16 protein-coding genes are annotated in these 17,545 nt (G+C 73.9%); 8 read left to right on the forward strand and 8 right to left on the reverse strand.

The genetic code is table 11. The features are described from left to right. Positions 1–5 precede the first annotated feature (5 nt). Positions 6–440, forward strand: a complete 435-nt coding sequence (locus tag IEY96_RS25615) for a PH domain-containing protein (RefSeq protein ID WP_229791904.1) — start codon at positions 6–8, stop codon at positions 438–440. Between the two features lie 14 nt (positions 441–454). On the opposite strand, the gene IEY96_RS25620 is transcribed toward IEY96_RS25615, so the two are convergent. Both IEY96_RS25620 and IEY96_RS25625 read right to left on the reverse strand, forming a co-directional pair. Then, complete coding sequence (locus IEY96_RS25620; protein ID WP_189197381.1) at positions 455–1,399, reverse strand: rhomboid family intramembrane serine protease; 945 nt, start codon at positions 1,397–1,399, stop codon at positions 455–457. Between the two features lie 25 nt (positions 1,400–1,424). Then, entirely contained in the window at positions 1,425–1,955 is a 531-nt protein-coding gene (locus IEY96_RS25625) for a peptidylprolyl isomerase (RefSeq protein ID WP_107075444.1), read from the reverse strand. Between the two features lie 84 nt (positions 1,956–2,039). Here IEY96_RS25625 and IEY96_RS25630 point away from each other — a divergent pair, with 84 nt between their 5' ends. Continuing rightward, positions 2,040–2,876, forward strand: a complete 837-nt coding sequence (locus IEY96_RS25630; RefSeq protein ID WP_189197382.1) for a hypothetical protein — start codon at positions 2,040–2,042, stop codon at positions 2,874–2,876. Between the two features lie 73 nt (positions 2,877–2,949). On the opposite strand, the gene corA is transcribed toward IEY96_RS25630, so the two are convergent. Together corA and IEY96_RS25640 are read right to left on the reverse strand one after the other, a co-directional pair. Next, complete coding sequence (corA, locus tag IEY96_RS25635; RefSeq protein WP_189197383.1) at positions 2,950–4,098, reverse strand: magnesium/cobalt transporter CorA; 1,149 nt, start codon at positions 4,096–4,098, stop codon at positions 2,950–2,952. 370 nt (positions 4,099–4,468) lie between these two features. Next, positions 4,469–5,563, reverse strand: a complete 1,095-nt coding sequence (locus tag IEY96_RS25640) for an aminotransferase-like domain-containing protein (RefSeq protein WP_091316567.1) — start codon at positions 5,561–5,563, stop codon at positions 4,469–4,471. A 199-nt stretch (positions 5,564–5,762) separates the two neighbouring features. Here IEY96_RS25640 and IEY96_RS25645 point away from each other — a divergent pair, with 199 nt between their 5' ends. Together IEY96_RS25645 and IEY96_RS25650 are read left to right on the forward strand one after the other, a co-directional pair. Continuing rightward, positions 5,763–6,641: a 3'(2'),5'-bisphosphate nucleotidase CysQ gene (locus IEY96_RS25645; RefSeq protein WP_189197384.1), complete on the forward strand. Its 879-nt coding sequence runs from the start codon at positions 5,763–5,765 to the stop codon at positions 6,639–6,641. A gap of 103 nt (positions 6,642–6,744) precedes the next feature. Beyond that, positions 6,745–8,394 carry a hypothetical protein gene (locus IEY96_RS25650; protein WP_189197385.1) on the forward strand — a complete coding sequence of 550 codons (1,650 nt, stop codon included), beginning with the start codon at positions 6,745–6,747 and terminating at the stop codon, positions 8,392–8,394. Between the two features lie 58 nt (positions 8,395–8,452). On the opposite strand, the gene IEY96_RS25655 is transcribed toward IEY96_RS25650, so the two are convergent. From IEY96_RS25655 to IEY96_RS25670, 4 genes are all read right to left on the reverse strand, one after another. After that, positions 8,453–9,367, reverse strand: a complete 915-nt coding sequence (locus IEY96_RS25655) for a glycosyltransferase family 2 protein (protein ID WP_189197386.1) — start codon at positions 9,365–9,367, stop codon at positions 8,453–8,455. Next, positions 9,364–10,380 carry a sulfotransferase family protein gene (locus IEY96_RS25660; protein ID WP_189197387.1) on the reverse strand — a complete coding sequence of 339 codons (1,017 nt, stop codon included), beginning with the start codon at positions 10,378–10,380 and terminating at the stop codon, positions 9,364–9,366. Before IEY96_RS25660 ends, IEY96_RS25655 begins: the two co-directional genes overlap by 4 nt. Then, the gene (locus IEY96_RS25665) at positions 10,377–10,958 is read right to left on the reverse strand and encodes a glycosyltransferase (protein ID WP_189197388.1); all 582 of its coding nucleotides are present in this window, start codon (positions 10,956–10,958) and stop codon (positions 10,377–10,379) included. The genes IEY96_RS25660 and IEY96_RS25665 overlap by 4 nt, the downstream gene beginning before the upstream one ends. A 114-nt stretch (positions 10,959–11,072) precedes the next feature. Beyond that, positions 11,073–11,549, reverse strand: a complete 477-nt coding sequence (locus IEY96_RS25670; protein WP_091265599.1) for a glycosyltransferase family protein — start codon at positions 11,547–11,549, stop codon at positions 11,073–11,075. 499 nt (positions 11,550–12,048) lie between these two features. Here IEY96_RS25670 and IEY96_RS33220 point away from each other — a divergent pair, with 499 nt between their 5' ends. Genes IEY96_RS33220 through IEY96_RS25690 form a run of 4 tightly spaced genes read left to right on the forward strand, consistent with a single transcriptional unit; the run spans position 12,049 to position 17,529 of the window. Next, positions 12,049–13,842, forward strand: coding sequence for a Wzz/FepE/Etk N-terminal domain-containing protein (locus IEY96_RS33220; RefSeq protein ID WP_189197389.1), 1,794 nt, complete (start codon positions 12,049–12,051; stop codon positions 13,840–13,842). Beyond that, positions 13,839–14,840 (forward strand): DUF3048 domain-containing protein, encoded by a 1,002-nt coding sequence (locus tag IEY96_RS25680; RefSeq protein WP_189197390.1) that lies wholly within the window; start codon positions 13,839–13,841, stop codon positions 14,838–14,840. The genes IEY96_RS33220 and IEY96_RS25680 overlap by 4 nt, the downstream gene beginning before the upstream one ends. After that, positions 14,837–16,324, forward strand: a complete 1,488-nt coding sequence (locus IEY96_RS25685; protein WP_189197391.1) for an O-antigen ligase family protein — start codon at positions 14,837–14,839, stop codon at positions 16,322–16,324. The genes IEY96_RS25680 and IEY96_RS25685 overlap by 4 nt, the downstream gene beginning before the upstream one ends. After that, positions 16,324–17,529 carry a hypothetical protein gene (locus IEY96_RS25690; RefSeq protein ID WP_189197392.1) on the forward strand — a complete coding sequence of 402 codons (1,206 nt, stop codon included), beginning with the start codon at positions 16,324–16,326 and terminating at the stop codon, positions 17,527–17,529. The genes IEY96_RS25685 and IEY96_RS25690 overlap by 1 nt, the downstream gene beginning before the upstream one ends. Positions 17,530–17,545 lie beyond the last annotated feature (16 nt).

The raw sequence follows: 17,545 nt of genomic DNA on the forward strand, positions 1-17,545 counted from the left end.
GGGCGGTGACTCCACAGTCGTCCCCGGCCCGGCAGTGGCGGGTGCCGCCGGTGCTGCCGGCGGTCAAGGCGCTCGGCGCGCTCGTCCTGGTCGCGCTGGGCCTCCTCTTCGCCGGCGAGGACCGGATCCAGCTGGTGCTCGCCGGGCTGGCCGCCGCCGGGCTGCTCGGCTGGGCGCTGCGCGACCTGGTCGCGCCGGTCCGGCTGGCCGCCGACCCGGAGGGGATCACCGTGATCCAGGGCTTCGCCCGCCGGCGGCGGCTGCCCTGGGCGGCCGTGGAGTCGGTCCGGGTGGAGCGCCGCACCCGGCGCGGGATCACCGCCGAGACGCTGGAGATCGACGCGGGCGAGTCACTGCACCTGTTCGGCCGCTACGACCTGGACGCGCCGCCCGAGGAGGTCGCCGCCGCCCTGGAGGCCGCCCGGGCCGCCGCGCGCTGAGCCGCCGCGTCCGGTCAGCCGGTCAGCGCCGCGGTGCGGACGAGGACCAGCCCGAGCAGCGCCACCAGCAGGATCGCCCCGCCGGCGGCCTGGAAGGCGGTCCGCCGCATCCGCGGGGCGTACGCCAGGACGAGCGCCATGAGCGCGCCGACCACCAGCCCGCCGAGGTGTCCGGCCACCGAGATGCCCGGCACGGTGAACGTGAAGATCAGGTTGATCACCAGGATCGGCACGATGGCCGAGGTGTCCCGGCCCAGCCGGCGCATGATCACGAAGATCGCGGCGAAGAGGCCGAAGATGGCCGTCGACGCACCGACCGCCGGCGAGTTGGGGGCGCTGAACAGGTAGACCGCGACGTTGCCGCCGAGCCCGGCGATCAGGTAGAGCGCCAGGAACCGCAGCGGGCCGAGCACCGCCTCCAGGGTCCGGCCCAGCACCCAGAGCGCCCACATGTTGAGCAGCAGGTGCACCACGCCGTAGTGCAGGAACATCGCGGTGACCAGCCGGTACCACTCGCCGTCGGCCACCCCGCCGATGGTGCCGTCGCTGAAGCGCGCCAGCCCCAGCACCGCACCCCAGTCGGTCAGCGGCGTCGAGCCGCCCATCAGGCCGCCGAAGCCGGACCCGCCGGCGGCCGCGTCCCCGCCTCGGTCGGAGGCGATGGACAGGACCATGACCAGCACGTTCAGCGCGATCAGCGTCTTCGTGACGTAGCCCTGGCGGCCGGCCGCACCGCCCCCGAAGGCGGTACGCGCCGGCCGCACACTACGGCGTCCCTCGCTGACGCACTCCGGGCACTGGTGGCCCACGGAGGCGTCCCGCATGCACTCCGGGCAGATCGGCCGGTCGCAGCGGGTGCACCGGACGTAGGTCTCCCGATCGGGGTGCCGGTAGCAGACCGGAGTGGTCGGCACCGGCCCGCCTGTGGCGTCACCTGCCTGCCCGGAGCGCTCAGTCATGCGAGCAAAGGTACCCGCGCGACGCTCAGGCCGGCTTGCGCTCGATCTCGACGCGCTCGATGACCACGTCCTGGAGCGGCCGGTCGCTCGGGCCGGTCGGGGTGTTCGCGATCGAGTCCACGACCTTCGCCGACTGCTCGTCCGCGACCTGACCGAAGATGGTGTGCCGGTTGTTCAGGTGCGGGGTCGGGCCCACCGTGATGAAGAACTGCGAGCCGTTGGTGCCCGGCCCGGCGTTCGCCATGGCGAGCAGGTACGGCCGGTCGAAGCGCAGTTCCGGGTGGAACTCGTCGGCGAACTTGTAGCCCGGGCCACCGCGACCGGTGCCGGTCGGGTCGCCCATCTGGACCATGAAGCCGCTGATCACGCGGTGCGAGATGGTGCCGTCGTAGTACGGCCCGCTGCCCGGCTGGCCGGTACGCGGGTCGATGTACTCGCGGGTGCCCTCGGCCAGCTCGACGAAGTTGCGGACGGTCTTCGGCGCGTGGTTCGGGAAGAGCTCCAGCCGGATCGGGCCAGCGTTGGTGTGCAAGGTGGCGTAGACAGCCTCGGCCACGGGTACTCCTCACTCGTTGGTCAGTTCCATGCGGATCCTCCCATGTGCCCGATCTGGCCATGCGGAGGCATCCGAAGGTGGAGGATGACGAAGGAACAACTCCCAGGAGGTGGGACCGTGTTTGGAATCGGGCGGCGTAAGACCCAGGGGCAGCTCGCGAAGGCGGAGCTGAACCAGGGCATCGGTCACCTGAGGCAGGCCGCCACGCACGCGGCGAAGGGTGCCGGCGCCTCGGTCGGCCCGCGGGTCCAGGCAGCCCGGGGCGCCGTCGCGCCCACCGCGATCGTCGTCCGGGACCGGGCGTCGAGCGGTGTCGCATCGACAGCCGCCGCACTCGCGCCGCTGCTCATGGCGATGCGCAACGCGCAGGCCGAGGCCGCCGGCAAGGCCCTGACCGGCCGGAAGGCCGCCACCGCCAAGCAGGCCGCCATGAGCAAGAAGGTGAAGGCGAAGAACATGAAGGCCGCGAAGAAGAAGCAGAAGAAGTCGCGCGGCATGACGACTGGCCTGCTGCTCGCCGGCACGGTCGCCGGCCTGGCCGGCGCGATGGCCATGCGGCGCCGCCGCGAGCAGCAGGAGTGGGCCGAGTACGACCCGGCCGGCAAGCTGGAGCCGATGCGCGAGGACGTGGACACCATCGTGGTGGAGACCCCCGACGCGACCGCGAAGGTGACCGACGCGTCCACCATGTCCAGCAAGTCGGGCGTGGCCGGCGGCCCCACCGGCGCCGGCAGCTCGGCGGTGGCCGGGGGCGACAGCGCCTCGACCACCACCCCGGGCACCCAGCCCAAGATCCACCCGAGCGACAAGGTCCCCTCGGTCGCCGAGGGCGCCCGGGACGTCTCCGGCCGCCCGGCCGACGACGTCACCAAGGCGATGCAGAACGGCAAGAACACCGCCAAGGCCAGCGGCCGCCGCTGACCCGCACGGTCACGGAAAGCGCCGGCGCGCGCGGGTACGCCCCGCGCGGCCGGCGCTTCCGTGTGCGGACGGGCTACAGCCAGCCGTTGCGGCGGAACCAGCGGTACAGGACGAACGACAGGCCCAGGTTCACGGCCCAGATGCCCGGATAGCCGTACGTCCACTTCAGCTCCGGCATGTTCTCGAAATTCATGCCGTAGATGCCCGCGATGGCTGTCCACACCGCGCCGATCGCCGCCCAGGCCGCGATCTTGCGCATGTCGTTGTTCTGGTCGACGGTGACCTGGGCCAGCCGCGCCTGGAGGATCGAGTTGAGCAGGTCGTCGTAGGAGTTCACCTGCTCGACGGTGCGGCTGAGGTGGTCCTGCACGTCCCGGAAGTAGCGCCGCACCTCCTGCGGCACCTCCCGGTTGACCTGCGAGGTGAGGGTGAGCAGCGGGCGCTGCAACGGCACCACCGCCCGCTTGAACTCCACCAGCTCCCGCTTCATCTGGTAGATCCGCTGGATCCGCCCGCTGCTCTGCCGGTCGAAGACGTCCGCCTCCAGCACGTCGAGGTCGTCCTCCAGCCGGTCGGCCACCTCCAGGTAGAGGTCCACCACCCGGTCGGTGATCGCGTACGCGACGGCCCACGGGCCGTGCTCCAGCAGGTCCCGCTTCGCCTCCAGGTCGGCGCGGACCGGCGACAGCCGGCAGGCGTCCCCGTGCCGGACGCTGATGAGGAAGTTCGGCCCGATGAAGAGCATCACCTGGCCGGTCTCTACCACCTCGGAGTTCTCGGTCAGCTCGGTGTGCTCGCAGTAGCGGGCGGTGCGCAGCACGAGGAAGACCACCTCGCCGAAGCGCTCCAGCTTGGGCCGCTGCTCGGCCTTGACCGCGTCCTCCACGGCCAGTTCGTGCAGGCCGAAGGTGGCCGCGATCGCGGTCATCTCGTCCAGCTCCGGCTCGTGCAGGCCGAGCCAGACGAAGCCGCTGCGCTCCTGGCGGGCGGCGGCCAGGGCGTCCGCGTAGTGCCACTCGCCCGGCTGGCGCTCGCCGTCGACGTAGAGGCCGCAGTCGACGATCCCGCTCCGGCCGGGGTCGGCCGGCTGGGGCGTGCGGGGGGAGCCGTCGGCGTTGAGGATGCGCGACATGGCGCGTACCGGCGCGGCCCAGGCCCGTGGTCTGGGCGCCCGGTCACCGTTCTGCCCGGCGGTGCGGTCGCGTGCCACCCGGTCCGTCATCTCGCCCCCTCTCCACGAAGCTGCGGCTTGCAGGTTACGCCGGTGAGGGCGGGGCGGAGCGTGGGCGAGCGCGGAGCCGGCGACCGGGCTGCGAGCCGCGTCACACCGGGCAGGAGACGGTGACGGCGCCGGGCGGGCCGGCCGCGTCAGGGGGGTGAGGGGCGACACGGCCCACCCGGCACCCATTGGGGGCGGGAGTTCTGCTGTGAGCGCCGACGGTCCGGACCGGGGCAGCCCATGCGGCTGCCGGTCGGCGGACCGGTCACCGGCAAAAGGTGAGCGGCGCTCGCAGCATTGTGGGCCGCCGGCCGGCCCAGCGGGAGACCCGGGCCGGCCGGTATCGCCGTTCTGTCAGAAACCCGACAGAAATCTAGCCTCGGACGGCCGCCATCGCCTCGGCCAGCCGCCGGACGCCCTCGTCGATCCGGTCCGCGGTCACCGCGGAGAAGGCCAGCCGGAGGGCGTGCCGCCCGCCGTCGATCATGAAGTCGCTTCCCTTCACCACCGCCACGCCGCGCTCCGCGGCGGCCGGGGCCAGCCGGTCGACCTCCACGTCCTCGGGCAGCTCAACCCAGAGGAAATAGCCGCCGTCCGGCTCCACGAACCGGGCCTCCGGGATGTGCCGGCGCAGCGACTCGGCGAGCACCACGGCGCGCTCGCCGAGCGCCGTCCGCACGGTGTGGATCGACCGCTCGATCTCCCCGGAGACGCAGAACTGGTGCACGATCGCCTCGGAGACCATGCCCGGCGAGATGTAGAGGTTGGTGGCCCGCTTGGCGATCGTCGCGATCACGTCGGCCGGGCCCACCAGGTAGCCGACCCGGACGCCCGGGCAGACCGTCTTGGTGAAGCTGGAGGCGTGCACCACCACGCCCCGGGTGTCCATCGACAGCATCGAGGGCAGCGGCTCGCCCCGGAACCGGATGTCCGCGTACGGGTCGTCCTCGAAGATCGTGAAGCCGTACTCGGCGGCCAGGTCGAGCAGCTCGCGACGCTTCTCCAGGGAGAGGGTCACGCCGGCCGGGTTCTGGTAGTTCGGGATGACGTGGGCCAGCCGCGGCCGGACCCCGGACTCCAGCAGCTTGCGCAGCTCGGCGGTGTCCAGACCGTCCGGCTGGATCGTCACACCGTGGATCTCGCCGCCCATCTGCTGGAGGTTGAGCAGCGTCCGGTCGTACGTCGGGCGCTCGACCACCACGGCGTCACCCCGCCGGACCAGGTGGTCGAAGAGGAACGCGTCGGCCTGGAGCGAACCGTTGGTGATCAGCACCTGGTCGGCCTCGACGCCGTGCTTCTCCGCGATCCACTTCCGCAGGGGCGGGTAACCGACGGAGGTGCCGTACGCCGTGATCCCGGCGGGGTCGGCGTCGAAGGCGCGGACGGCGGCGGCCTTGAGCCCCTCGACATCGACGATGTCCAGCGAGGGAGCGCCACGGGCGAAGGAGATCAGCTGCTCGGCGGTCATGCGCACGAGCCTAGGGCCTGGTCCGGCGGGTCCGACCGCCATACACGCGAAGTTCAACATGCGGGCGGCCGCTCCGTCCACCAGGGCCGGCGGAGATCCGAACGAGGTTCACGGCTGTCTACCATCCGACCGGAAGCTGGCGCCGGAACCACCGGCCGCCGAAGGATTGCGGGTCGCGGCAGACCCGGGGAGACAGGTGGTGAGGCTCGTGACCGAGGACGAGGCCGGACGGCTCGACGACCAGCAGTTCGCGCAGTGGCTGGCCGGGCGGGCGGGCGAGGCGCTCACCGCGCTGCGGGACCGGCAGGGCTTCACGGACCCGAAGGCGCTCAAGGATGCCGGCGACCGCGCGTCGCACGAGCTGATGACCGCGGCGCTGGCCCGCTGGCGACCCGCGGACGCGGTGCTCTCCGAGGAGGAGGCCGACTCGCGCCGGGCCTGGGCGGACGGCGAGCGGGCGCCCCGGCACGACGCCGACCGGGTCTGGATCATCGACCCGCTGGACGGCACCCGGGAGTTCTCCGAGGCCGGCCGGGACGACTGGGCGGTGCACGTGGCGCTCTGGCAGCGCTCCGCCGCCCCGGACGGCGCCCTGGTCGCCGGCGCGGTCGGCATGCCGGCCCGCACCACGGTGGACGGTGACCAGCTCATCCTCGGCACCGGCTGCCCGACCCCGAAGGCGGTCGACGGGCCGATCCGGATCGCGGTGAGCCGCAGCCGCCCGCCTGCCTTCGTCGGCGAGCTGGTCGAGCTGCTCGGCGCGCAGGCCGTCCCGATGGGCTCCGCCGGGGTCAAGGTGTGCGCCGTGGTGACCGGTGAGGTCGACGCGTACGTGCACGCGGGCGGCCAGTACGAATGGGACAGCGCCGCTCCGGTGGCGGTGGCCCTGGGCGCCGGGATGCACGCGTCCCGGATCGACGGGTCGCCGCTGCGCTACAACCGGGCCGACCCGCGCCTGCCCGACCTGCTGGTCTGCCGGCCCGAGCTGGCCGACCAACTGCTCGACGCGATCGCCCGCACCGGGGTCGAGATGCCCGCTTCGACCGTTACCGGCACCCCGGGTGGGGCGTTCGGCTGAGTGTTGCGGTACGCACGGCCCAGGTGACCGGGAAGTATCGTCGGTCGGAATGCACGTCCGACCTGAGCCCCGAGAGACGGGCCGCCGCCAGCCAGGGAGGGTCATGCCGGCCGAGCGAGACCAGCACAACGCCTTCGAACAGCCGACCGGTCTCTGGCCGGGGCAGGACGTACCGCGCCAGCAGGGCGCGCCCGCCCTGCCCTGGCCCGAGGCCGCGCCGCCGGTGCCACCGGCCGAGGCGCGATCCAGCCTGCCCTGGCCGGAGAGCGGGCCGGCCGCCGGTCACGCCGATCCCCAGTGGGCCGGCGCCGATCGGGGGTACGCCTGGCCGGCGCGGCAGGCCGGCCCGGCCGGGCACCCCGACGCCGACTGGGCGCCGCAGGGCGCTCCGGCGGGCCTGGCGCCGCAGACCGGGGATGCCGGCTGGGCACCGCACGGCGGGGACGCCGACTGGGCGCCGCAGGGCGGTCCGGTGGGCCTGACGCCGCAGGGCGGTCCCGGGGGGCACGACGGCTGGGGGCCGCCGGCCGGTCCCGGCCCGGAGGCCGGCTGGGCCGAGGGCACGCCCACCGCCACCGCCACCCTGCCCGGGCCGCCGCCCGGGGACCTCTGGGCCGAGCCGCGTACCGGCACCGGTGGCGTCGACCAGCCGCCGCCTCCCCCGGTCGCGCCGACTCCGACACCGCCCGGGGGATCCCGGCGCCGCTGGCGGGTCGCCATCGCCGCGGCCCTCGTGCTCGCCGTCGCCGGCGGCGGGGTCGCCGTGGCGACCCTGCGTCCCGAGGAGACCCGGCAGGCCGGCGAGGCGCCGGGCACCGTCGCCCCGGCGCAGTCGGCCGGCCCGAGCGGCGCGGCCACCCCCGGCGCCCCGACCCCGAGCGCCGAGCAGGGCCTCGGCGGCAAGCCGGCCGCGTCGCCGTCGACCTCCGCGGGCTCGACCCCGGGCTTCGCCGGGACCCGGCTGACCCTCCCCGGCGCGTCGATCGGCGTGCAGAACGGGGAGACCTTCGGGCAGGCGCTGAGCCGCTCCGACCGGACGTTCGGCAAGCTGCGCATGGCCCGGGTCTTCTTCCCGGGGCTTCCGCCGGCCTGGAACGGCAGCCGGGCCGACGTGGTGGACCGGACCGTGGTGGTCTCCTTCAAGGCCTCTCCGCAGGAGATCAACTCCGGCAAGTACGACTCCCGGCTCGCCTCCTGGTTCGCCTCGATCCCGCGCGAGCACAACGTGTACTGGTCGTACTTCCACGAGCCGGAGGACGACGTCGAGCGGGGCGCGTTCACCACGGCGGCGTACCGGACGGCCTGGAAGCGGGTCGCCGGTCTGGCGAACCGGGCGAACAACCCGAAGCTGATCAACACGCTGATCCTGATGTGCTGGACGCTCGACCCGAAGTCCGGGCGCAGCTTCGACGCCTTCTACCCCGGCGGCGACGTCATCGAGACGCTCGGCTGGGACTGCTACAACTGGGGCGCGAAGTGGAAGCGGTACGCCTCGCCGCAGGAGATCTACGGCGAGATGATCAGCAAGTCCAAGGCGCTGGGCAAGCCCTGGGGCGTCGCCGAGACCGGCAGCGACCTGGTGCCGGGCGACTCGGGCAGCGGCCGGGCGACCTGGATCCGCTCGATGACCGGCTTCCTCAACGGCCAGCGGCCGGAGTTCGTGGCCTACTACAACCAGGTGGTCAGCCAGGGTGACTTCCGGCTGCTCGACCAGCCGAGCATCCAGGCGTGGAAGTCCTTCTGCGTGGCCTGACCCCGCGCACGGAAACGGGCGGGCGACCTGCTGGTCGCCCGCCCGTTCGGCGTACGGCTCAGATGCCCCGGCCGCGCTTGTGCAGGGTGCGCAGCACCCGGTCGGCCTGCACGGCGCGGCTCGCCACCGCCAGCGCCAGGTAGGCGCGCGGCTCCCGCGGGTTGCGGGCCAGGGTGCGCCGGGCCCAGCGCACGGCGTCCCGCCGGTTGCCCATGGCCGCCTGCGCGAAGGCGATCTGGCCGGCCACCCGCGCCTCGCCGTGCGGCACCGTGGCGAACTCCGGGTAGCGGCGCAGCAGCCACTGCAACGCGGTCGAGATGGTCTCCCAGCGCTGCGCGAAGTACGACCGCTTGTGCCAGCGGACCAGCACGTACGGGCTCTCCACGTTGACCAGCGGGGCGTACCGGGCGGCGCGGAGCAGGAACTCGTAGTCCTCCGCGTAGCTGCCCGGGATCTGCTCGTCGACCAGCCCGATCGCGTCGAGCAGGGCGGCCCGGCGGATCAGGAAGGTGGACGGGTGCAGCTCGGTGAGCCGGTCACGGAGCAGCGCCTCCAGCGACACCCGGGACCGGTCCAGCGAGCGGTCCACCGTGCGGTCGTCGTAGCTGACCCGGATGCCGCAGCTGACCAGCGCGCCGTCCGGGTGCACGTCGAGCGCGCCGAGCTGGGCGGCGAGCTTGCCCGGCAGCCACTCGTCGTCGTCGTCGCAGAACGCCACCAGGTCGCCGGTGGCCGCCTCGATGCCGGTGTTGCGCGCCCCGGCCAGCCCCGGGCTGCGGGTGTTGGTGATGACCCGGACCCGGCGGTCGCCCCGGTCCCGCTCCAGCGACCGGTCCGGCTCGGACTGGTCGTAGACCACGATGGCCTCGATCAACCCGGGGTGCGCCTGGCTGAGGATCGCGTCGAGCGCCGCGCGCAGCAGCTCCGGACGGTCCCGCGTCGGTACGACGACCGAGATGCTCGGCCCACTCATGATTTCTCCACGGACTCGTCGGATCCCCGCTGGCCCAGGTAGCCGTAGCGGACTCGGAAGGGGAGCGTGGCCAGGCTGACCACGGCCCGGCTGCGGCGCGGCAGGCGGCTCCGCCACGCCTCGTCCCGCCGCACGGTCAACGGGCCACCACTGAACCGCAGCGGGTTGCCGGCAACGCTGTGCGCCCGGAAGGGGGCGGCGGGCGGCGACGGCGCCAGGTCGGGGCGCGGCGAGCCGGAGTCGCCGGACGTGAGAATGCTCAGCGCCTCGGGGTCGTCGGGCAGGCCGGCGAACTCGCGCAGCCGGCGGACCGTGCCGGCCGGGTCGGCCGTGAAGTCCTCGTAGCGCAGCCGGAGCACCTGCGCCCGGGCGGCGAGCAGGTGGAACGCGGCGTTCTGCGCGGTCCACAGCTTGCTCACCTCGAACGGCGAGAAGGTCGGCATGAAGTCCTCGCCGTCGACCACCTCGGGCCGGCGCACCTGCTTGCCCCACGAGTACGCCACGGCCCGGCTGTCCCGGACCAGGTGCAGCACACGCAGGTCGAGGCCCTCTGCCCAGCTCAGCGCGAAGGCCAGCGAGGCGTGCTTGCTGGAGTCGACCACCACCCGGGCGCCGGTCGCCGCGAGGGCGGCCCGGTAGATGCGGGTGTAGAGGTCGGCGTAGCGGCGGACGTCGGCGAGCTGCTCCGCGGAGAGCGAGTTCTTCGCCAGCCGGGGGATGTGCCGGGTCCGGTCGACCCGGTCCTTGAGCGCCAGCACGTCGTCCCGGTCGACGGCGGACCAGCCGCCGAAGGCGTGCTCGCCGACCTGCTGCCAGAACGGGCAGACGGTGAAGCGTTCACCGCAGCCGCACCGCTCGTCGGCGCCGAGCGCCCGCTCCCAGAGGTGCACCACCTCACCGACCGCGCACACGTCGGCACTCTGGGCCAGCAGCAGCTCCAGCAGGGTGGAGCCGCTGCGGCCGAGGCCGCCGACGAAGAGGACGCGGGGCTCAGCCGTCTCCGCGGCGCTCACCCGCGCCGCCCGCCGGCGCGCTGGCGTACCCGGCGGGCCACCAGGTCGTCGATCACCGCGCCGACCCGGGCCACCGCCTCGGCGCGCGGATCGGGCCGACCCGGGTCGGCGGCCAGGACGAACCGGGCCGGGTCGGCCAGCCCCTCGTCGAGGGCGGCGACCAGGTCGGCCTCGGTCTCGCAGAGCCGGACCATGCCGGCCGCGCCCAACCGTCGGGAGAAGAGCTGCTGGTGGTTGTCGACGTGCTCGTCGTGGGCCGGGTCGCGGGGCACCACGATCGGCAGGTGGCCGGTGCGCCGGGCCTCGGTGATGGTGGCCGGGCCGCCGTGGCTCACCACGAGCGTCGCCTCGGCCATCGCCCGCTGGAGTTCCTCGTGGCCGAGGAACGGGGTGGCCTCGGGCAGCGCCGGGGTGCGGCTGTGGCCGTACTGGAGGACGAGCCGGACGCCGGGCCGGTCGGCGTGCCACCGCTCCAGCCAGCCCACGAGGCGATCGAACCGGTGCACGTCGGTGCCGACGACGACCAGCACGTAGGGCGCGGGCCGGCCGTCGCGCTGCCGGGGCAGATTAACGGTCACAGCGCCACCTTCGTTCGCGACTGCGGGGCTCGCAGAACCGGCTCACTCCTCGCGCTCACAGCGCCACCTTCGTTCGCGACTGCGGGGCTCGCAGAACCGGCTCACTCCTCGCGCTCACAGGAGGTTCCCCACGACGGTCGCCTCCGGGTACATGCGGCGCTGCTCCTCCCACTGCACGAGCATCGCGGAGAGGAAGGGGCGGCAGAGCCGGGCGGTCAGCGTCGCGCTGTCGATCCGGTCGTAGACCTCGATGTAGACCGTCGGGATCCGGCGCAGCCGGGCCGCGACCACGAACGGCAGCGCGACCCCGGCGCCGGTGGTGACCACGGCGTCGACCCGGCGCCGGCGGATCACCTTCAGCGCGAGGAAGGCATTGCGGACCAGGTTCCGGACGTTCCGGGTGGTGGGGTGGTGGGCCCAGACCACGTCCTCGCCGTCGAGCAGCGAGCGGGCGTCCGGGGTGTCGAAGGTGACCCACGCCCGTCGCCGCTCCCGGTACCAGGGCTCCAGCGCCAGGAGCTGGGCGAGATGCCCGCCACTGGAGCCGACCAGCAGGACCTGCCCCGAGTCGTCGATTGACCCGCTCACCAAAACGTTCCTCCCCGTAGGCCGCGACCGCGTCCGGATTTTCGCGAATGACCCTCGGACGCGCCATGACAACCTACTGGCGCGGGGGTGGCCAACTGAAGGGGCCGTTGGACGGATCCCCACCTACCGGTCGGGTCACCCCGGGACTCCCGGCGCCGGGATCCGGCCGGGCGTGCGACGGCCGAGGTCAGCCCGGTCACGACCGGCACGACGGGCCGGGCCAACCACGCGGGCCGGGCATGTGTCAGGATTCCGTCACCGCTCCGCACGAGGGCCGGCGACGACGCCGGCCACGGGGGCAGGTCGGGCCCCATGCCGGGAAACCCGCCGAATGGCCAGCGCCGATCGGCCATATCTACGCGGGCTGCCTACACCTGGGCAGGCTTACCGGAACGTGAGCAGACTTTCCCTCGTCGTTCGGATCGGGGACACTCAAGGTCACGGTCAGGTCCAGCTGCGCCGTGGACTGCCCGGCTCGGTCGAAAGGGAGCGACAGACTCTGATGCCCTCACCCCATTTGGCCGAGAGCGACTCCGACGGTCTTGCCCTGATGGCCTACCTGGGCTGGCTGCGCCGCCGTTGGTGGATCCTGGTGCTCGCCGCGGTCCTCGGCCTGGCCGGCGGCCTGGCGGTGAGCCAGCTCCAGCACGCGCGCTACACGTCGGGCACGTCGCTGCTGGTCCGCCCGCTCAGCGCCGGCGCGGAGAGCAACCCCAACGCCAAGGTGAACCTCGACACCGAGGCCCAGGTGGTCCGTTCGCTTGTCGTGGCCGAGCGGGCCAAGGGCCTCATGAAGGTCAGCACCGGGGCCGACCAGCTGGTGAAGTCGGTGACGGTCACCGTCCCGCCGAACAGCCAGATCCTCCAGGTGTCCTACGAGGCCGACAGCCCCGCCCAGGCGCAGTCCGGGTCGCACGCCTTCGCGCAGGCCTACCTCGACCTGCGCAAGGCCACCGCGCAGAAGGCGCTGGAGAACGAGACCACCGCCCTCAAGCAGCAGATCACCGACGTGAACAAGCAGCTCAGCGCGGTCGCCGGGCGGATCGCCGCGGCGCCGGCCAACAGCCCGGAGCGCGAGCGCGCCGAGGCCGACCGGAACGTGCTGACCAACCAGCTCACCTCGCTGAACAACCGGCTCAGCCCGCTGCTCTCCGCCGACTCCGACCCGGGCGAGATCATCTCGGACGCCCGGCTGCCGGAGAGCCCCAGCTCGCCGAACCGCACCCTGAACCTGGCCAGCGGCATGGGTGCCGGCCTGCTGCTCGGCATCGTGCTGGCGCTGGTGCTGGACCGGCTCGACACCCGCATCCGCCGTGGGCGCGACATCTCCGACCGGGTCGGCCTGCCGCTGCTGCTGGAGCTGCCCGGGCGTACCCAGTCGCTGACGGTGCTGCCGGCCACCCACAAGATCTCCCGCGAGCTGGGCCGGCTGCGCAACGTGCTGCTCTCCGCGGTGCCCGAGCCGGCGCAGGCCGGTCGGGGGCGCCAGCTGCTGCTCTGCGACGGCTCGGCCGGCACCGCCGCCGGGTTCGTGGCGGCCAACCTGGCCGCCGCGTACGCCCGCACCGGCCAGCAGGTCGCCCTGATCACCACCAAGCCGGACTCGGCGCTGAGCAGCATCACCGGGGTGGCCGAGGGACGGCACAGCCTGGCCTCGGTGCTCCGCCGGGACGTGCCGGCGCTCAAGGCGCTGGCCCCGCTGCCCGGCCTCGGCCAGCTCCGGGTGCTCGTCCCGGGCGACCTGGACGCCGAGGTCGAGCTGCCGGTCTCCGGCCTGCTGGAGATCCTGCGCGAGCTGTCCGCGCGCTTCGACCACGTGATCATCGAGACCGCCCAGCCGACCCTCGCCGTGGAGGCCCAGGCGCTGGGCCGGCACGTCGACGCCGTGATCGTGGTGGCCGAGAGCGGGCGGACCCGCAGCGGCGAGATCACCGCCGCGCTCCAGCAGTTCGAGCAGGTCAACGCCCCGGTGATCGGCGCCGTGCTGGCCCCGCGCCTGCCCGCGCCGGCGCCCGGCGCCGCCCGCCCGGCGGCCCCGGCCAACCGGCCCAAGCCCCGGCCGAGCCCCGGCCCGTCCGCCGAGTCCACCATGGTGCTGCCCCGGATGCAGCCGTCCGGGTCGGGCACCTCCGCCGGGTCGGCGAAGCCGTCCGCCTCGGGCACGGCGTCGGCCCAGGTCAAGCCGCCGGCGCCGGGCAAGCCGCTGCCGGTCAACGGCAGCGGCGGCACCTACCGGTCCCGGGGTGACGGCGACGGCCGCAGCTACGCCCTCGACTCCGGCGAGGACCTGGGGTGAACCGCAGGCAGATGCTCCGCGCTGCCCTCGCACCGGCCCTAGTGGTCGGCCTCGGCACGGCCTGCAGCGAACCCCAGCCCGACGCGGGCAGCGTCGACGTGGTCGACCCGGGCAGCGCCGCGGCCACGCCCGCGCCGAGCCCGACCCCGAGCCTGCCGGCCGGCCCGCTGACCGGCGCGCCGGTGAGCGCGGCGCCGCTGGCCGGCCGCCAGGCGGTCGCCGTGCCGCTGCGGGTCAGCCCCTCGACCACCCCGGCCGGGCTGGACGCGGCCGACCTGGTCTACGCCGAGTTCGCCGAGTCCGACACGCTGCACCTGACCGCGGTGTTCCAGTCCCGTGACGCCGCCAAGGTGGGCCCGGTCGCCGAGATCCGCCCGGTCGACATCCGGTCGGTCGGCGTGCTGCGGCCGGTCGTCGGCTACGCCGGCGGCCCCACCGGCTTCCTCAGCCAGTTCGAGAAGTCCGGGCTGGCCGGGGTCACGCCGGACGACGGCGACGCCTTCGACGACGGCTACACCTCGACGACCGCGCTGCTCAAGGCCGCGCCGAAGGGCGGCCAGCCGCCGACGCCACCCCTCGACCACGCCACCGACGGCGCCGCCCTGGCCGCGCGGGACCTCGCACCGGCCACCGAACTGTCGGTCGCCGTCTCCGGCGGCCCGCCCATGGTCTGGCGGTACGACCAGCAGAAGTCGCTCTGGGTGGGCAAGGTCGGCACCGCCACGGTGACCGCCGCCTCGGTGATCGTGCTGACCATGGAATACCGGACGCTCGACGTCCGGAACCCGTCGCCGCGGTCGCTCCCGTCGGCGAACGTCTTCGGTGAGGGCGCGGTGGTCGCGGTCTCCGGGCCGTCCAGCGCGAAGGGCCGGTGGCGCAAGCCGGGCCAGGGGATGGTCTGCACCCTCGCCGACAACGGCGGCGACCTCCTGCACCCGCAGCCCGGCAACGCCTGGGTGATCTACGCGCCGACCACCGCCAAGGTCACCGTGAAATGAGCACCGTCACCCCGCCCCGCCCGGCGCGCGGGTCGGCCTCGGTCGACGCGGCGGTACCGCCGCCCGCCGGGACCCGGCTCCCGCCGGCCACGGTGCGGCCGAAGGGCTGGTCGCTGCGGTTGCCCACGGCGTGGCCGCTGATCGCGCTCTTCGTGCTCTACCCGCTGTGGTGGGCGCTCGGGGTGTCCAGCTTCGTCTTCGTCATCTTCGCGGTGCCGATGCTGGTGCAGATGGTCCGCCGGGGCCCGGTCCGGGTGCCGCCCGGCTTCGGGATCTGGCTGCTCCTGCTGCTCTGGGTGGTGCTCTCCGCCGCGATGCTCGGCCTCACCGCTCCGAACACGCTGCCGCCGGGCGGCGGCGGCCGGTACATCGGCTGGGCCATCCGGCTGGCCAACTACGTCGGCATGACCGTGGTCATGCTCTACGTCTACAACCTGGGCGAGCGGGAGCTGTCCCGGCGCCGGATCGTCCGGCTCTTCGGGTTCATGGGCGTGGTCGTGGTGATCGGCGGCTGGCTCGGCTCGCTCTTCCCGACCCTCGGTTTCATCGCGCCGCTGCGGTTCATCCTGCCGCACTCGATCGCCAGTCAACCCTTCGTCGCCTCGCTCATGGACGTCAAGTTCGCCCAGGTCCAGCAGGTGATCGAGGGCGAGGCCAGCTCGCCCCGGCCGTCCGCGCCGTTCACCTACACGAACTCGTGGGGCGAGAACACGGCGATCCTGCTCATCTGGCTGATCGTCGGCTGGGTGGTGCTGGGCAGGCCGCTGCGCCGGGTGGCCGGCGTGGCGATCGTGCTGGCCGCGATCTTCCCGATCATCTACTCGCTCAACCGCGGCCTCTGGATCGGTCTCGGCATCTCCGCGGTCTACGTGGCCATCCGACTCGCCCTGCGCGGCCGGATGGTGGTGCTCGGCGGGCTCGCGCTGGCGGTCGGGCTGATCGGGGTGCTGATCGTCGCCACACCACTGGGCCGCACCTTCGACGAGCGACTGCAGAACGGGCACAGCGACGACATCCGCACCACCCTCTCCGAGGGCGCGGTCACCGCGGCCAACCACTCACCGATCCTCGGCTACGGCGGCAACCGGGCGCTGATCGGCAGCAACCGGTCGATCGCCATCGGCAAGTCCGACGACTGCAAGCAGTGCGGCAACCGGGAGTTGGGCAGCAACGGCCAGCTCTGGGCGATGCTGGTCGGCCAGGGCTACGTGGGCGCCATCTGCTACAACGGCTTCTTCCTCTACTGCCTCTGGCGCTACCGCCGCGACCACAGCGCGATCGGGATCGCCGGCAGTCTCGTGCTCATCCTCATGCTCTTCTTCCAGTTCACCTACGGGGCACTGGAAGCCACCCTCGCCTACGGCCTGATCTCGGTCGCCCTGCTCGCCCGCAACGACCGGCTCCGCCGGGCGCTCGCGCCGGCGCCGCCCCGGGGCACCGTGGCCGGGTTGCGGGCCCGACTGGAAGCTGCCGGTGACCACTGATGGTGTTCCGCGTACCCCCGGACGGCGACGGCCGCTCCGCCTACCTCGGTGAGCTGGCCGGGCTGATCTGGCCCGAGCCGGCCGAACCCGCCCTGCGCAGAGGTGGCGGCGGTTGGGTGGTGGTGCCCTCGGCGTCCCGCCCCCGGCTGCTGGTGCCCACCGGCTCCGGCCGGGCCGCGGCGAGCGCCGTCCGGCACTCCACCGAGGCGGTCGGCCGCAAGGCCCGGCTGGTCCGGCAGGGGCTGGCCACCGCGTTCCGGCTCGGGCTGGGGCCGCTGGTGTTCCGCGACCGGCTGGTGGTGACCGGCGGTGGGCTGGACGCGTACCTGGCCGAGGTGCTGGGCGAGCGGGCGCTGGTCAGCCTGCACATCGGGCCGGCCCGGGCGAACCGCAAGCCGGTGCTGCAACTGCTCGCCCCGGACGGCCGGGCCCTCGGCTACGCGAAGCTCGGCGTCGACCCGCTGACCCGCGCCCTGGTCGACGCGGAGGCCGCCGCGCTGCGCCGGCTGGCCGACCTGCCGCTCGGCCCGGTCACCGTGGCCGCGGTACGCCACCACGGCGACTGGCACGGGCACGCGCTGCTGGTGCAGGAGGCGCTGCCGGTGCGGCTGCCCCGGGCCACCCCGGCCGCCGCCGAGGCGGCCGAACGGGCGGCCATGGTGGCGGTCGCCGGCTGTCTGGGCGTACGCCGGCGGTCGTGGGCGGGGAGCGACCACGCGGCCCGGCTGGCCGACGCGGTGGACGCGCTCGGTGCGCGGCCGGAGGCCGGGCGGCTGCGCGCGGCGCTCAAGACGGTCGCGGACCTGGACCCGACGGTGGCCTTCGGCGCCTGGCACGGCGACTGGAACGGCGGCAACAGCGCGGTGCTGGCCGACGGCCGGGTGCTGGTGTGGGACTGGGAGCGGTTCGAGGCGGACGTGCCGGTCGGCTACGACGAGCTGCACCGGGCGGTGCAGACCGCGATCGGCAACGACGGTGTCGAGCCGGTCGAGGCGGCGCGGGCGCTGATCGCCGGCGCGGACCGGGCGCTCGCGCCGTTCGACCCCGACGGGCGGGGCGCCGACCTGGTCGCCGTGCTCTATCTGGTTGAGCTGGCGGCCCGTTATCTGCGGGACCGGCAGGCGGAGGCGGGTGCGCGACTGGGGCACGTCGACACCTGGCTGCTGCCCGCCGTGGAGGAACACCTGGCCCGTCGGGCCCGGTGAGAGTGAGGAGTGGGGA

The organism is Micromonospora fulviviridis, assembly GCF_014648395.1.
GTDB lineage: Bacteria > Actinomycetota > Actinomycetes > Mycobacteriales > Micromonosporaceae > Micromonospora > Micromonospora fulviviridis.

Excerpts from the sequence above, each read along its gene's own strand:
- IEY96_RS25620 (WP_189197381.1), bottom strand. The coding sequence starts at position 1,399 with ATGACTGAGCGCTCCGGGCAGGCAGGTGACGCCACAGGCGGGCCGGTG.
- IEY96_RS25630 (WP_189197382.1), top strand. The coding sequence starts at position 2,040 with ATGACGAAGGAACAACTCCCAGGAGGTGGGACCGTGTTTGGAATCGGG.
- corA (WP_189197383.1), bottom strand. The coding sequence starts at position 4,098 with ATGACGGACCGGGTGGCACGCGACCGCACCGCCGGGCAGAACGGTGAC.
- IEY96_RS25640 (WP_091316567.1), bottom strand. The coding sequence starts at position 5,563 with ATGACCGCCGAGCAGCTGATCTCCTTCGCCCGTGGCGCTCCCTCGCTG.
- IEY96_RS25650 (WP_189197385.1), top strand. The coding sequence starts at position 6,745 with ATGCCGGCCGAGCGAGACCAGCACAACGCCTTCGAACAGCCGACCGGT.
- IEY96_RS25655 (WP_189197386.1), bottom strand. The coding sequence starts at position 9,367 with ATGAGTGGGCCGAGCATCTCGGTCGTCGTACCGACGCGGGACCGTCCG.
- IEY96_RS33220 (WP_189197389.1), top strand. The coding sequence starts at position 12,049 with ATGCCCTCACCCCATTTGGCCGAGAGCGACTCCGACGGTCTTGCCCTG.
- IEY96_RS25685 (WP_189197391.1), top strand. The coding sequence starts at position 14,837 with ATGAGCACCGTCACCCCGCCCCGCCCGGCGCGCGGGTCGGCCTCGGTC.
- IEY96_RS25690 (WP_189197392.1), top strand. The coding sequence starts at position 16,324 with ATGGTGTTCCGCGTACCCCCGGACGGCGACGGCCGCTCCGCCTACCTC.